General features: G+C 64.3%; 12 protein-coding genes. 4 read left to right on the top strand and 8 right to left on the bottom strand.

Going from position 1 to position 14,223, the window contains the following annotated elements:
• Window positions 1–27: 27 nt before the first annotated feature.
• From ACT01B_RS15590 to ACT01B_RS15575, 4 genes are all read right to left on the bottom strand, one after another.
• Entirely contained in the window at window positions 28–1,185 is a 1,158-nt protein-coding gene (locus tag ACT01B_RS15590) for a calcium:proton antiporter (protein WP_445144148.1), read from the bottom strand.
• 61 nt (window positions 1,186–1,246) lie between these two features.
• Window positions 1,247–2,164 carry a LysR family transcriptional regulator gene (locus tag ACT01B_RS15585; RefSeq protein WP_445144147.1) on the bottom strand — a complete coding sequence of 306 codons (918 nt, stop codon included), beginning with the start codon at window positions 2,162–2,164 and terminating at the stop codon, window positions 1,247–1,249.
• Window positions 2,165–2,310: 146 nt separating this feature from the next.
• Window positions 2,311–5,772: a transcription-repair coupling factor gene (gene mfd / locus ACT01B_RS15580; protein WP_445144146.1), complete on the bottom strand. Its 3,462-nt coding sequence runs from the start codon at window positions 5,770–5,772 to the stop codon at window positions 2,311–2,313.
• 106 nt (window positions 5,773–5,878) lie between these two features.
• Entirely contained in the window at window positions 5,879–6,481 is a 603-nt protein-coding gene (locus ACT01B_RS15575; protein ID WP_445144145.1) for a GNAT family N-acetyltransferase, read from the bottom strand.
• A gap of 201 nt (window positions 6,482–6,682) precedes the next feature.
• Between ACT01B_RS15575 and ACT01B_RS15570 the strand changes: the two genes are divergently transcribed.
• Window positions 6,683–7,081 (top strand): MmcQ/YjbR family DNA-binding protein, encoded by a 399-nt coding sequence (locus ACT01B_RS15570; RefSeq protein WP_445147502.1) that lies wholly within the window; start codon window positions 6,683–6,685, stop codon window positions 7,079–7,081.
• Window positions 7,078–7,473, top strand: coding sequence for a VOC family protein (locus ACT01B_RS15565; RefSeq protein WP_445144144.1), 396 nt, complete (start codon window positions 7,078–7,080; stop codon window positions 7,471–7,473). Before ACT01B_RS15570 ends, ACT01B_RS15565 begins: the two co-directional genes overlap by 4 nt.
• On the opposite strand, the gene ACT01B_RS15560 is transcribed toward ACT01B_RS15565, so the two are convergent.
• From ACT01B_RS15560 to ACT01B_RS15545, 4 genes are all read right to left on the bottom strand, one after another.
• Complete coding sequence (locus tag ACT01B_RS15560; protein WP_445144143.1) at window positions 7,470–8,378, bottom strand: cation diffusion facilitator family transporter; 909 nt, start codon at window positions 8,376–8,378, stop codon at window positions 7,470–7,472. The genes ACT01B_RS15565 and ACT01B_RS15560 overlap by 4 nt on opposite strands.
• Before the next feature lie 138 nt (window positions 8,379–8,516).
• Window positions 8,517–9,308: a carbonic anhydrase gene (locus tag ACT01B_RS15555; protein WP_445144142.1), complete on the bottom strand. Its 792-nt coding sequence runs from the start codon at window positions 9,306–9,308 to the stop codon at window positions 8,517–8,519.
• 138 nt (window positions 9,309–9,446) lie between these two features.
• Complete coding sequence (locus ACT01B_RS15550; RefSeq protein ID WP_445144141.1) at window positions 9,447–9,962, bottom strand: Slp family lipoprotein; 516 nt, start codon at window positions 9,960–9,962, stop codon at window positions 9,447–9,449.
• A 92-nt stretch (window positions 9,963–10,054) separates the two neighbouring features.
• A complete protein-coding gene (locus ACT01B_RS15545; RefSeq protein WP_445144140.1) occupies window positions 10,055–10,936 on the bottom strand; it encodes a 23S rRNA (adenine(2030)-N(6))-methyltransferase RlmJ in 882 nt (293 codons plus the stop codon).
• Window positions 10,937–11,542: 606 nt separating this feature from the next.
• Between ACT01B_RS15545 and ACT01B_RS15540 the strand changes: the two genes are divergently transcribed.
• Both ACT01B_RS15540 and ACT01B_RS15535 read left to right on the top strand, forming a co-directional pair.
• A complete protein-coding gene (locus tag ACT01B_RS15540; protein ID WP_445144139.1) occupies window positions 11,543–13,285 on the top strand; it encodes a copper resistance system multicopper oxidase in 1,743 nt (580 codons plus the stop codon).
• A complete protein-coding gene (locus ACT01B_RS15535) occupies window positions 13,282–14,202 on the top strand; it encodes a copper resistance protein B (protein WP_445144138.1) in 921 nt (306 codons plus the stop codon). The genes ACT01B_RS15540 and ACT01B_RS15535 overlap by 4 nt, the downstream gene beginning before the upstream one ends.
• Window positions 14,203–14,223: the final 21 nt, after the last annotated feature.

Genomic DNA, 14,223 nt, shown 5'->3' with positions numbered 1-14,223 from the left:
GCCGAAACCGCCAGTCGATGCATCACGTCATGGACTGAAGATCAGCACCACGAACACCGCGAACATTGACAGGTGAACGGCGCCTTCCAGCATGGTCGTGCGCCATCCCGAGAACGTCAGGCCGCTTAGCACCAGCGTGGATGCGAGCAGCACGATGCTGGCGGGCGGCAGGCCGAGCACCACTGGCTTGCCCGTGAACAGCCCGATGGCGAGTACCGCCGGAACGGTGAGGCCGACCGTGGAGGCCGCGCCGCCCAGGCACAGATTGATCGCACGCGTGAGCTGGTCGCGACGAATCGCTTGCAGGGCCGAGATGCCTTCGGGCGTGAATACCAGCATGGCAATGATGACGCCGCCCAGGGCAGGCGGCGCGCCGGTGGCATCGATGCCGTAGTCGAGCACCTTGGCCAGGCTCTTGGACAGGATGATGATGGGCAGGATGTTGATAAGCAGCAGCACCATGTGGCGAACCAGCTCGCCCTTGCTCGCCTTGCGCGGCGGCGGCGGCGGGTCCTCTGGCTCATTCAAGTCCGACGTGTCCTTCGGCGCGACGAAATAGCCCTTGTGCCGGCCGGTCTGCAGCCAGAGAAACATGCCGTAGAGTGCAATGGTGAGGATCGAGAAGGAGGTCGCCTGGAGCGGCGTCAGCGAGCCGTCCGAGGTGGACGAGGTGAAGTTGGGCAGCACCAGCGCAATCGTGGCAAGCGGAATGATGACCGCGAGATAGGCCGAGGCACCATGCAGGTTGTACGACTGCTCGTGATGGCGCATGCCGCCGATCAGCAGGCCGAGGCCGACCACGCCGTTGAGCACGATCATCAGCACGGCGAACATGGTGTCGCGCGCGAGCGTCGAGGTGTCTCCCGTGCCCAGCATGACGGCGGAAATCAGCACCACTTCGATAATCACGATGGATAACGTGAGCACCAAGGTGCCGAACGGCTCGCCGAGCAAACCGGCAAGCTCCTCCGCTTCATGCACGACGCCAAACGCCACCCACACGATGACGAAGAACAGCCACGCGAACAGGCTCAGGCCGACGGTGTGCTGGTTGAGTTCGGCCATCCAGTCCGAGCCGAACACCAGGAACAGCGCTACCGTGAGCCATGCAATAGCCGGGCGGATGAGCGTCTTGGCCCGGAACCCGGGCGCGGCTTCGGTTGGATGTGCGGAATCGTGTGTCATCGGGCGTCCTGCTTTCGTGATGTCGAACCGTGTGCCGCGCGCGACAATAGCCGCGCCTGTGTTACTCAGTGATTTCCAGGCCCTTGATCAGGCGCTTCGCCAGCCTTGGCTGGCGAAGCTGGTCGAGCCACCATGTCAGTGCGCGCCCTTCGTGATCGCCGCGCCAGGCCACATAAAGTGTATTGGGTTCGCGCGGGTCGGCCATCTGCTTTTCCACCAGTTCGCCGCGCTTCAGCAGGGCGGCGACACGCTGGCGAGGCAGCCAGCCCACGCCCAGATTCTGCCGCTGCGCGGTGATCTTGGCATGCATGCTCGGTACCGCGAGCGTGGCCTGGCCGCCGACCAGGCCGTAGGCACGGCCTTCGGAGCTGCGCGAGGAATCGGCTACGACCACGCTGCGATGCTGGGCCACGGTTTCGCGCTGCAGCGGCTCCTGCGCCTTGGCCAGGGGATGTCGCGGCGACACGGCGAAGACCCACTCCATCACCCCCAACTCGAACCAGCGTAGCTTGGGGATCGCGGGCGGCTCGTTGGTGGCACCGATGATGATGTCGGCACGACCGTCACGTAGCGCTTCCCATGTGCCACTCAACACCTCGTGGGTGAGGCGCAGCGCCACGCCCGATTCCAGCGCGTCGAAAGCACGGATCAGCGGGGTGAAGATCTCGAACTCCAGCAACTCGTCGCTGACCAGCCACAGGCGATCTTCCCAGCCGCCGGCAATCTGTTTCACGCGACGGGTGAGGCGCGAGACATCCTGCATCAGGCGGGCGGCTTCCAGTGCCAGTACCTGGCCGGCCGGCGTGAGTTGCAGTCGATAGCGGCGGCGATCGAACAGCAGGGCGTCGAAGCGCGCTTCGAGTTGTCGTGCCGCATGCGAAATGGTGGACGGTGCCTTGCCCAGCCGAACGGCGGCGCGCGAGAGGCTGCCGCTCTCGCGAATGGCTTCCAGCAAGGCTAGTTCGTCCTCGGACAACATGTTCGACCCCTTCGAACGAGTTTCTGGGGCGATAGTACGGCAGCGGGTGCGGCCGTGCCGAGTGTTCCAGGAATACCGTACCGTCATCCCAACGTTTGCTGGGATGACGGTACGTTTTAATTTAGACGCCAGCGGTGACGCAGCGATCAGCCGGGCCGGCGCGCCCCCAGCGACACCAGCACTTCCTGCGCGGCGCGCAGACGCTCCGTGGCGCCGGGCAGTTCCAGGTTTACCTTGAGTTTGTCCTGGCCGTCCAGCTTGTAGATACGCGGCTGGCTCTGGATCAGGCGGATGATCGCCATCGGATCGACCTCCGGCTTGTCGCGGAAGGTGATGCGTCCCCCATTGGCACCGAAATCCAGCTTGCGGATGCCCAGCGGTGTTGCCATCAGCTTCAGTCCGGCCACGCCGAACAACTGCTTGGCAGCATCCGGCAGCAGTCCGAAGCGGTCGATCATCTCCACCTGCAGATCACGCAGATGATCCTCGTTGCGTGCACTGGCGATGCGCTTGTACAAGGTCAGGCGCGTGTGTACGTCGGGTAGATAGTCGTCGGGAATCAGCGCGGGCAGGTGCAGCTCGACTTCGGTCTCGTGCTCGCTGGTGAGATCGAAGTCGGGCACCTTTCCAGACTTCAGCGCGCGCACGGCGCGTTCCAGCAACTCGGTATACAGGCCGAAGCCGATCTCCTGGATCTGACCGGACTGCTCGTCGCCCAGCAATTCGCCGGCGCCGCGGATTTCAAGGTCGTGCGTAGCCAGCGTGAAGCCGGCACCCAACTCTTCCAGTGACGCCAGGGCTTCGAGTCGCTTCTCCGCATCGGCGGTCATCGCCTTGCGGTCGGGCACCACCAGATAGGCATAAGCGCGATGGTGCGAACGGCCGACGCGGCCGCGCAGCTGGTGCAGCTGGGCCAGGCCGAAACGATCGGCGCGGTTGATGATGATGGTATTGGCGGTCGGGATATCGATGCCGGTTTCGATGATGGTGGTGCACACCAGCACGTTGAAGCGTTGGCGGTGGAAGTCCGCCATCACCCGCTCCAGCTCACGCTCGGGCATCTGGCCGTGGGCCACGCCGATGCGCGCTTCGGGGATCAGTTCCTGCAGTTCGCGGGTGGCACGCTCGATGGTGTCCACTTCGTTGTGCAGGAAGTACACTTGGCCGCCGCGCTGCAATTCGCGTTGGAACGCCTCGCGAATCAGCGCCGGCTCCCACGCCGCGATAAACGTGCGTACCGCCAAGCGATGGGCCGGGGGCGTGGCGATCAGCGAAAGGTCGCGCAGTCCGCTCATCGCCATGTTCAAGGTGCGCGGGATCGGCGTGGCCGTCATGGTCAGCAGGTCGACTTCAGCGCGCAGCTTTTTCAACTGTTCCTTCTGGCGCACGCCGAAGCGCTGCTCTTCGTCCACCACCACCAGGCCGAGACTCTTGAACTTGATATCCGGCTGCAGCAGCTTGTGGGTGCCGATGATCACGTCGATCTGGCCGTCGGCCAAACGCTTGAGCGCGTCGTTCACTTCCTTGGTCGACTTGAAGCGCGAGAGCACATCCACGCGCACCGGCCAGTCGGCGAAGCGATCGGCAAAGTTGCGGTAGTGCTGCTGGGCGAGCAGGGTCGTGGGCACCAGGACGGCGACCTGTCGACCGGCCGTGGCAGCGGCAAAGGCCGCGCGCAAGGCAACTTCGGTCTTGCCGAAGCCCACGTCGCCACAGATCACACGGTCCATCGCGCGCGGCGCGGCCAGGTCGGCGAGTACGGCATCGATGGCCTGCATCTGGTCGGGCGTTTCCTCGAACGGGAAGCTGGCACCGAATTCTTCCACCAGTTGGCGATCGATCGATAGCGCCTCACCACCGCGCGCCTCGCGCTGGGCGTAAATGGCCAGCAGTTCGGCCGCCACGTCGCGTACTTTCTCGGCGGCCTTGCGGCGGGCGCGTTCCCATGCATCGCCACCCAGCGAATGCAAGGGTGCGAGTTCCGGCGCCGTGCCGGTGTAACGGCTGACCAGGCCGAGCTGGGCCACCGGCACATACAGCTTGTCGCCCTTGGCGTATTCGATGGTGAGGAACTCACCCTCCATGCCGCCCAGTTCCATCGACACCAGGCCCTGGTAGCGGCCCACGCCGTGATCCACGTGCACGATCGGTGCGCCGATGGTCAGCTCGGTGAGATCGCGGATGATGCTTTCCGGATCGCGCACGGCGCCACGACGACGTTTGCGTTCGGTGCGCACGCGCTCGCCGAACAACTCGCGTTCGGTGAGCACGGTGATCGCCGGTTCGGTGAGCGCGAAGCCCTGCTCCAGCGCCGCGATGGTGATGGCGAGGCGCAGCGTGTCCTTGCCGCTGGCGGCGAGAAAGCCCGGCCAGCCATCGACGGTGTCGGGCTTGAGGCCGGCACTGGCGAGTTGTTCGATCAAGGCTTCGCGACGGCCAGCCGAGTCGGCAGCGATGAGTACGCGCCCTGGATAGCTGGCTATGAAATGGCGCAACGAGGTGCCGGGTTCCTCGCCCTTGCGATTGAGCGGGAGCTCGGGCGCCGGCTGCGTGCCGCTGGACTGCGCATGCTCGTGGCCGCTTTCGACCAGCTCGATGCGCAGGCGCTTGTTGAGTTGCTCGCGCAGCAGTTCGGGTGGCAGATACAGTTCGGCCGGTGGCAACACCGGGCGTTCGATATCGTGCGCGCGCTGATCGTAGCGCTCACTGGTCTGCGTCCAGAACTGCTCGGCCGAGTCAAGCGCGCTTTCGCCCAGCAGGAAGACGGCGTTGTCGGCCAGGTAGTCGAACAAGGTCGCGGTCTGTTCGAAGAACAGCGGCAGGTAATACTCGATGCCGCCCGGCGTGACGCCTTCCTTCATGTCCTGGTAAAGCGGGCAGCGGCGGACATCGATGGGGAAGCGCTCGCGCAGGTTCGCGCGGAAGTCCTTTGCCGCGTTCTCGGTCACCGGAAACTCGCGCGCGGGCAGCAGCTCGATGCGCTCCACCTGTTGCTGCGAGCGCTGCGTCTCCGCATCGAAGCTGCGAATCGATTCCACCTCGTCATCGAAGAGCTCGATGCGATAGGGCTCGGCCGAACCCATCGGGAAAATGTCGATCAAGGCGCCGCGGACGGCAAAGTCGCCCGGCTCGGCCACCTGCGGCACGTTGCGATAACCGGCTGCTTCGAGACGCCGCTGTTCGCCAGCCAGGTCCAGTTTCTGGCCCTTCTTCATCATCAGTCCCGCGCCGGTGATGTGGCTGCGCGGGGCGATGCGCTGCATCAGGGTGGCGATCGGCACGACCAGCACGCCGCGTTGCGTGCTCGGCAGCTGGTAAAGCGTGGCGACGCGTTGCGAGACGATGTCCGGATGCGGGCTGAAGACGTCGTAGGGCAGGGTTTCCCAGTCCGGGAAGTGCAGCACGGGCAGGCCGCCGGCAAACAGGCGCAGCTCGTCCTCCAGGGCGTGGGCGCGCTGGGTGTCGCGGGTGACGGCCACCAGCAGGCCGTCATGGCTGCGCGCGGCCTCCGCCACCAGCAGGGCGCGCGAGGAGCCGTACGGCGACGTCCAGAAACGGCGCTGCTTGGGGCTGGTGGGCAGGGACGGGTGCGGGATTTTGTGGGCCATGCGGACGCTGGATTCAATGGCGCGACCGTCGGGCCGCGCTGGGAAAGCGGGCAAGTGTAACGCGACCGCCCCGGAAGTCCGGGGCGGTGGTCTCATACAGGGAGTGTCAGAGCTGCAAGGAAATCTGTGTCGTACCCGGCTCATCCGGGATCAGACGGCGCGTGAAGCCCAGATCCTTGCATAGATGCAACATGGGACGATTTTCCAGCAGCACATAACCCCAGATTTCGTGCAGGCCGCGGCGGCGACAGTCGTCGACCAGACGCTGCATCAGCAGATGGCCCAGACCCACGCGGGCCCAATCGGGCTCCACCAGCACCGAGAACTCGGCGCTGTCGGCGGCCTCATCCACATAGATGCGGCCCACAGCGCGGATCTCGGCGGGCTTGACGGTTTCATCCACCAGCACGAAGGCCGACTCGATCGCCGGATCGATGCGGCACAGACGCTGCGCCATCGAATCCGGCAGCTCGCTCATCGAGTGCAGGAAGCGACGCCGGATGTCTTGCGGCGACAGGCGGGCAAACTGCCGCTGCAAGGCCGCCACGTCGCCTGGTTCGATATCGCGCAGACGCAACTCTCGCCCATCGAGCGTGCGCACCAGCTCGCCCTTGGGCTGGCTGGCCAGCTGCGGACGGGCGAAGCGCTCGGTGCTGCGAGGCGGGATGACGGCGTGCCGATAGTTGCTGAGGTCGATGGCGGCGTTCATGTCCATACTTTAGCGTATTGTGTGCACCGCAACATGAACAATTCCCTGTAATGCCTATGTTTTTTGCGGCGTGATGTCGCATTGCAGGCTCCTGCGGACAAAAAACTTTGCCTGGGCCGGGCAGACAGCGACCGCCTGGCGTTCCAGAATCCATTGGGAAGGCTCCGCGAGCGGCCGGAGTGTCGAGAGAGGGTGAACGTCATGACAAAGGCGGCAGGCGGCATGACCGCAAAACAACTGGAGGCGTGCTGCGGTCGCTGGCCGGGCGTCACCCGGGATATCAAGTGGGGTGGCGATCTGGTTTTCAGCGTCGGCGGCAAGATGTTTGTGGTCACGCCGTTGGACGGGGCGGAGGGAGGTCGGCTGTCCTTCAAAGTGGAGGACGAGCGGTTTCTGGAGTTGACCGATCAACCCGGTATCATCCCCGCCCCCTATATGGCCCGCGCCCACTGGGTCTCGGTGATCGAGCCGCAGCGCTTCGCCACCTCGGAGCTGGAAGCCTTTGTTCGGCAGGCCTATACGCTGGTGCGCGCCAAACTCACCAAGAAGATGCAGGCGGAACTGGGTGCATGGCCCGCGCCCGCGGAGAACAAGCAGTGAAGCAACACATCGGAAGCATTGCCCTGGTCGTGGCGGACTACGACGCGGCCATCGCGTGGTATACGCGCGTGCTGGGTTTTGAGTTGCTTGAAGACACCGACATGGGTGGCGGCAAACGCTGGGTGATGGTGTCGCCTGCTGGCGCTGGCGAAACGCGCCTGCTGCTGGCGAAGGCATCGACGCCGGAGCAGACGGCGCGCATCGGCGACCAGACCGGCGGTCGCGTGTTCTTGTTGTTGCATACCGACGATTTCTGGCGCGATTACGAGCGCATGAAAGCCGCGGGTGCGGCATTCTGCGAGTTGCCGCGGGAAGAAGCCTACGGGACGGTCGTGGTGTTCCAGGATCTCTACGGCAACAAGTGGGATCTGCTGCAGCTGCAGCGCTCTTAGTCCATCACGTCCGGTTCGAAGAAACTCCAGCGGATATCGGCGAACTTCGCCTTCATGGCGCGCTCGACTTCGTTGATCGCCTGGATCAGCGATAGCTGGTCTCGCGCGGGCGCCATGCGCGCCTTGACCGCCACCATCACGTCCGGCCCCATCTGCAGGGTGATGAGGTTGAGCACCACATCGACTTCTGGGCAGTCATTGATGAAGGCCAGCAAGGCTTCGCGCTGCTTGGGCTCCAGCCCTTGACCGATGAGCAGCGCCTTCACCTCGCTGGCCACGGCGACGGCCACGACCACCAGCAGAACTCCGATGACAATGGTGCCGATCGCATCGAACAGAGGGTCGCCGGTGATCATGGTGGCCAGCACGGCGAGTAGCGCGACGGTGAGACCGAACAGGGCGGCGAGATCCTCGCCGAAGATCACCAGCAATTCGCTGGAGCGGGTTTCATGAAACCATTGCCATAGGCTACGGCCGTCACGCACCTTGTTCACTTCCTTGAGGCAGCCGCGCATCGAGATGGATTCGGCGACCACCCCGAACGCGAGGACGCCGATAGCCAGCCACGGCCATCGCAGCGGCTCGGGATGGGAAAGCTTGTGGATGCCTTCGTAGATCGAAAACATGCCGCCCACGCTGAACAGCAGGATGGCCACCAGGAACGACCAGAAATACAGTGCGCGTCCCCATCCAAGCGGGTACTCGTCCGAGGGAGGGCGGCCCGCCTGGCGCATGCCCAGCAGCAGTAAACCCTGATTGCCGCAGTCCGCCAGTGAATGCACCGCCTCGGCCAACAGCGCGCCGGAACCGGTGATCAGCGCGGCTGCGAGCTTGCTCAGGAAAATCGCGAAATTCGCGCCGAGTGCGAGCAGGATCGCCCTCAGCGAATTGGCTTGACCAGACATCGCATCGTCCCCTTGCGCAGGCATCCCTTGAGCGTTTCCAGTGTAGCGGCGTCGTATGAGCGATCAAGGCGCCTGCACAGGCACGCTATGAGGCAAGGAGCGGCGCGCAGGTAAGGCCGTGCGCGCCTGGGCCGTACCTCAGTACGTTTCGCTATCGATTTGGCGACCGTTGATCTTCTGCAGCGGACGGTGATTGTCGTGGAATATCTTGGCGAAATTGCCGATCTGCGCGCGGGACATCTCGACGGGCTGCGCCAACACGATCCAGTGCACGCCCTCGGTGCAGGGAGGGGTGGTAAGTGAGCCGTTGTAGACGAAGGCCTTGTGCTCACTTGGCAAGACGGCGGCAAGGTCTACCTGTGCGGGTTTGTCCGCATGCTCGCCGGCGGGCGTTTCATGGGCGGGCAGAGCATTGAAAACGGCGGCCAGATTCTTGTTTTCCGCACCCGCGCGCACGAGTACGCCGACCACCGTGATATGGCCTTCGGCGTCCTTGTTCACAAAGTGTATTTCCAGCGGGAAGTGCTTGCCGTCGATGCTGTGTTCGCTCGGCGCATGGAAATGGAACTGTGCCAAGCGGTAACTGGCGCCTTCGAACGTAACGGTATCGGCGGCGTCACCGACTTCGGCCTCAACCGTGTGGCCGTTGTTGAGCAAGGTCACCGCGCCGGGCTGGTAGTTGATGTGGAATTTGCCGGATTTGCCCGTTTTGGCGGTGCGCGAATCAAGATCGATGGGCGATTGCTGTTCGCCCTTGCCGCAGGCGACATCGGCGTCGTCGAGGCTACCCCAGTGACCGGGACCGTTAGCGCCGGCATAGGACCAGTGGTGTGCGTGTGCGGGCGGCGTAGGCTGGTCTGCTGCCGACACCGATGCACTCGACAACACCAGGGTGGCCCATCCCAACACGTGAAACCAGGCTTTACGCATGACACACATCTCCTCAAGTGGCTTGACTGATGTGACAGCCGGCATGGGCCGGAGCGTCGCGTGGATTTACCTCGTCGATCCGTCGGTCGTCCATCGCACCTCGTGCCGGGTGTACCGGCGCGTGGGCCCTACGATCCATTAGCGAATGCCGACACCCACGCCCAGCCCGAAGCTGACGTTGGGATGGCCGCTATGCATCTCCGCGGCCGTCCATAGGTGCGACTGCGCCACGCCAACCAGCGGGTACACGTAACCGGCCTGGCCCACTTCGCCAGTGCGGCTGCCGCTGACGCGGCCGGCCAGGGTGATCAAGGCGCCGGCCGGATAGTCGAACGACTCGACATAGCCGGGCATCACCGCGATAAAACGACCCCAGCCGCCACCGTCGGCCTTCGGCCGTTGCGAGCTGTCGAGCGGGTAGCCGACGATTTCGATCTCGCTATGGTCGGGAAGATTGCGCACGTCCACGATGCGCCCGCCCCAGATGACATCGGCATTAGCGTAGCGCCCGGGTTCATGCGCTACGACATCCGGCGTGGTGACGACCGTGTTGGCGGAAGGCTTATAGATCGGCGCTGGCGCGCAGGCGGCCAGGGCCAGCAGGCTTGCCGGCAGGGCGCCGCGGATAAGGACGTTGGCGAGGCGTTTGCGCATGGCGGGCTCCGGCATCTCAGGCGGTGACAAGGCTGAGCTTAACGGGCACGCGATGGGGGCGGTAGCTCGCGAGCGTGGGCCTGGTCAGACGTTCAGCTGGCGGTGTCCTGGACCAGCCAGTCGAGCCGCCATTGGGCTGGCTTGTCTTGCGAGAGCAGGCGGGACATGGCGCGCATCGGTTCGCGCAGGGTGTCGTCCAGCTTCCATGGTGCGTTGATGATCACCATGCCCGAGCCGTTGAGGCGCAGCGGCGAGTCGTCGGGGTGTACCAGCAGCTCCGCGCGCAGCACGCGCCTGGCGCCGCAGCGCTGCAGCCAGCGATGGAACGGTTGCACCTGGCTGCGTAGCTTGATCGGGTACCAGAGGGCGTACATGCCCGTGGGCCAGCGCAGCAGTGCCAGCTTGAGCGCTTTCTCGATCACGCGGTACTCGGATTCCTGCGCCTCGTACGGCGGGTCGATCAGCACCAGGCCGCGCTTCTCCTGCGGAGGAATGAAACTCTTGAGTGCTTCATAGCCATCGCGCTGATGAACGTGCACGCGGTGATCGCGATGGAACAATTCGCGCAGGCGTTCCGCTTCCTCGGTGTGCAGCTCACACAGCTGGGCACTGTCGATATCACGCATGGCGCGCGCGACCTGCAGCGGCGAGCCGGGGTAGAGCTTCAGCCCTTGCTCGTTGCCCGGCAGCTTGAGAATCGAATCCAGCCAGCGGCGCAACAGCGGCGGCAAGGCGGCGCTGTGCTCCTGGGGTTGATGCAGATCGGGGAACAGCAGGCGAACGATGCCATCCTTGTACTCGCCGGTCTTGCTGGCCTCGAAGCCATCGAGCGCGTAGCAGCCGCTGCCGGAATGCGTGTCGATGAACCCGAATGGCGTGGCCTTGGCCTGCAGCGCTTCGATCAGCGCAAACAGCACCGAATGCTTCAGGACATCGGCGAAGTTACCGGCGTGGTAGGCGTGACGGTAGTTCATAAGGGATGGGCGCCATTTGGCGGGCAATTATAGGTGGAAGTGGGCAGTTGCGCTTTTTTGCACCGGAAACGGCTCACCCGGCGCCCCCTGGAAGGCGCTCACATCGTCCAAAGCGCTGATGAAGCCACCTCCAGAGTTGAGCTGGCCGCCATCAGATGGCTATGCTCCGGGCATGTCCCGTCACCTGTTCCGCCGCCTGCGTCGCTGCCGCGCCCTGTTCGCGCTGGCACTGTGTGCCTGGCTGACCATGGCGAGCCAGGCATGGGCGCAGGAAGCTTGCTGCGCATCGAGCGGCACATCGATGACGATGACGATGTCGCATGCGATGGATATGCAAGACCACTCGCCCGGGCATACCGCAGCGGCAACGCCCGATTGTGCTTGCGCGCATGCGGCCGCCAGTGTGCCGTGCTCCCTTGCGCAGGGACTGTCGCATGCCTTACCGCAAAACACGGGATGGGTGGCAAGTCGCGAGACAGCGCCGCAGCCAGTCTACGAACCTCCCTTGCGACCACCGCTCGCCTGAATCTCCGTACGCTGCTTAGGGCCGACTGTCCGGCCGATTCGATGCGCCCGCCATGCGGGTACGAATGACGGAGTTTTTCAATGGAAAAGCTAGAACCGCGCAGCATCCAGCTGCCGCGTCGGCGTTTCGTACAGGGCTTGGCCCTGGGTGGGGTAGTGGCAGGGCTTGGCCTCCGGCGTGGCAAGGCGCTGGCCCAGGCCGTCGCGCCCCGTACCGAATTGCGCGGCAATCATTTCGAACTCGAGATCGCCCAGCTGCCCGTCGATTTCACCGGCCGTCGACGCACGGCGACCGTCGTGAATGGTCAGTTGCCTGCGCCGCTGCTGCGCTGGCGGCAAGGCGAAACGGTGAGCATACGCGTGCGTAATCGTCTCTCGGTCGCCAGTTCCATCCATTGGCACGGCATCGTGTTGCCGGCCGATATGGACGGCGTGCCGGGCCTGAGCTTTGGCGGCATTCCGCCGGGTGGCGAGTACGTTTACCGGTTCACCGTCAATCAGTCCGGCACCTACTGGTATCACAGCCATGCGGGTTTTCAGGAACAGACCGGGCTGTACGGTCCCATCGTGATCGAGCCACGGGACGGCGAGCACCATCCGGTGCAGCGTGACTACACGGTGCTGCTGAGCGATTGGACGGACACCAACCCGGAAACGGTCTACGCCAACCTCAGGAAGCAGAGCGGCTATTACAACCAAGGCAAGGCGACCGTCGGCGACTTCGTGCGTGATGTAGGGCGCGACGGTATGACTCAGGCGCTGGCGCAGCGGCAGATGTGGAATCGCATGCGCATGGATCCCACCGATCTGGCCGATGTCTCGGGCGCCACGTACACCTATCTGCTCAATGGCCAAACGCCGGCGGGCAACTGGACGGGCCTGTTCGATGCGGGCGACAAAGTACGTCTGCGTTTTATCAATGGTGCATCGATGACGTTCTTCGATGTGCGCATGCCCGGGCTGAAGATGAGGGTCGTTGCCGCGGACGGTCAGGCGATCGAGCCGGTGAACGTGGATGAATTCCGCATCGGCGCCGGCGAGACCTACGATGTCATCGTGGAGCCCACGGCGGATCGCGCCTGGGCCATCTTCGCGCAAAGCATGGATCGCTCCGGCTACGCACGTGCCACCCTGGCGCCACGTGCCGGGATGATGGCCGCCATTCCACCACTCGATCCGCGTCCGCTGCTCAGCACGGGCGACATGATGGGTGCGATGAGCCATGGCGAGATGGGGCATGGAAGCATGACGCACGACATGGCGGGCATGGATATGAGCATGCCGGGTATGCCGATGACGTCGATGGCACCCGAGCATGCTCCGGCGCCTCTGAAAACAGGGCCGGAAGTGGATATGCGCGTTGCCACGCCGCGCAGCAATCTTGACGACCCGGGCGTAGGCTTGCGTGGCAACGGTCGCCGCGTGCTGACCTATGCCGATTTGCATGCCGTGGATGCACCGATATCGCCACGTGTGGATCGTGAGATCAGCTTGCGTTTGACCGGCAATATGGAACGCTACCGTTGGTCGTTCGACGGCAAGCCAGCCTCGGAGGCCGGGCCGTTGCGGTTGCGTCATGGCGAGCATGTGCGCTTCGTGCTGGTGAACGACACCATGATGGCCCATCCCATCCACCTGCATGGCATGTGGAGCGAGCTTGAATCGCCGGAAGGCGAGTTTCAGGCGCGCAAGCACACCGTCGTCGTACAGCCGGCGCAGCGCGTCAGCTACCGGGTGAGCGCCGACGCCCAGGGACGCTGGGCCTACCACTGTCATCTGCTGTTCCACATGGCGGGCATGTCCCGCGAGGTGGTCGTGGCATGAGCAGGCTCAACCTACTTTCGGCCGCCCTGACACTGCTGGCGGCCTCTCCCATGTCGGCCTGGGGACAAAGCATGAACATGGCGGATATGCCCGGCATGTCGATGTCCACGCAGGAGCATCAAGGCGCCGCTCACGATGATCCACATGCGGCTCATGTGGCGGCCTCGCAGCCGATGGTGCAGGACGCGCTGCCGCCGAACGATCATGTGCCACCGCCGCCACCACAGGACACCGTGCATGCCATGACGCCCGCGGAAATGACGGAGTCGATGGATATGAATCCGTCGCCGCCCCTGGGCATGCTGCTATTCGATCGCCTTGAGCGCAGTCGCAGCACGAATGGCGACTACGCCAACAGCTGGGAGGCCGAAGCCTGGTGGGGCAACGGGATCGACCGCCTATGGGTCAAGACGGAAGGCGAACGGGACAGCGCAGGAACCCAGGATGGTCGCCTCGACGTCCTGTGGAGCCACGCGTGGACGAGCTTCTGGGACTGGCAGGTGGGCGTGCGTCAGGATTTCGGGCAAGGGCCGAACCGGCAATGGGCAGCGTTTGGCGTGCAGGGGCTGGCGCCGTACTGGTTCGAAACGCAGGCGACGTTCTATGTCGGTGAGCAGGGGCGCACGGCGGCACGCTTCGAGGCCAACTACGACTTGCGCTTTACCCAGCGTTTGATCCTGTCGCCGAAGCTGGAGCTGAATGTCTATGGCAGGGACGATCCGCAACGCGGCATTTCATCAGGCCTGTCCGATCTCGAAGCGGGCTTGCGCCTGCGCTACGAGTTCAGCAGGAAATTCGCGCCGTATATCGGCATCAACTGGGCGCGCCGTTTCGGAACACCGGCCGGTGCCACGGGCGACACGGTCCTGCCCGCGCGCGAAACGACGTGGCTGGCCGGCATCAGGCTTTGGTTCTAAGGAGATCGATCATGAGAATAT

It is taken from the genome of Dyella sp. Tek66A03, assembly GCF_052567735.1.
The sequence above is the reverse complement of the archived record's forward strand: the minus strand, read 5'-3'. Positions and strand labels throughout refer to the sequence as shown.

Excerpts from the sequence above, each read along its gene's own strand:
- ACT01B_RS15575 (WP_445144145.1), bottom strand. The coding sequence starts at position 6,481 with ATGAACGCCGCCATCGACCTCAGCAACTATCGGCACGCCGTCATCCCG.
- ACT01B_RS15545 (WP_445144140.1), bottom strand. The coding sequence starts at position 10,936 with ATGAACTACCGTCACGCCTACCACGCCGGTAACTTCGCCGATGTCCTG.
- ACT01B_RS15540 (WP_445144139.1), top strand. The coding sequence starts at position 11,543 with ATGGAAAAGCTAGAACCGCGCAGCATCCAGCTGCCGCGTCGGCGTTTC.
- ACT01B_RS15590 (WP_445144148.1), bottom strand. The coding sequence starts at position 1,185 with ATGACACACGATTCCGCACATCCAACCGAAGCCGCGCCCGGGTTCCGG.
- ACT01B_RS15535 (WP_445144138.1), top strand. The coding sequence starts at position 13,282 with ATGAGCAGGCTCAACCTACTTTCGGCCGCCCTGACACTGCTGGCGGCC.
- mfd (WP_445144146.1), bottom strand. The coding sequence starts at position 5,772 with ATGGCCCACAAAATCCCGCACCCGTCCCTGCCCACCAGCCCCAAGCAG.
- ACT01B_RS15570 (WP_445147502.1), top strand. The coding sequence starts at position 6,683 with ATGACAAAGGCGGCAGGCGGCATGACCGCAAAACAACTGGAGGCGTGC.
- ACT01B_RS15560 (WP_445144143.1), bottom strand. The coding sequence starts at position 8,378 with ATGTCTGGTCAAGCCAATTCGCTGAGGGCGATCCTGCTCGCACTCGGC.
- ACT01B_RS15550 (WP_445144141.1), bottom strand. The coding sequence starts at position 9,962 with ATGCGCAAACGCCTCGCCAACGTCCTTATCCGCGGCGCCCTGCCGGCA.
- ACT01B_RS15585 (WP_445144147.1), bottom strand. The coding sequence starts at position 2,164 with ATGTTGTCCGAGGACGAACTAGCCTTGCTGGAAGCCATTCGCGAGAGC.
- ACT01B_RS15555 (WP_445144142.1), bottom strand. The coding sequence starts at position 9,308 with ATGCGTAAAGCCTGGTTTCACGTGTTGGGATGGGCCACCCTGGTGTTG.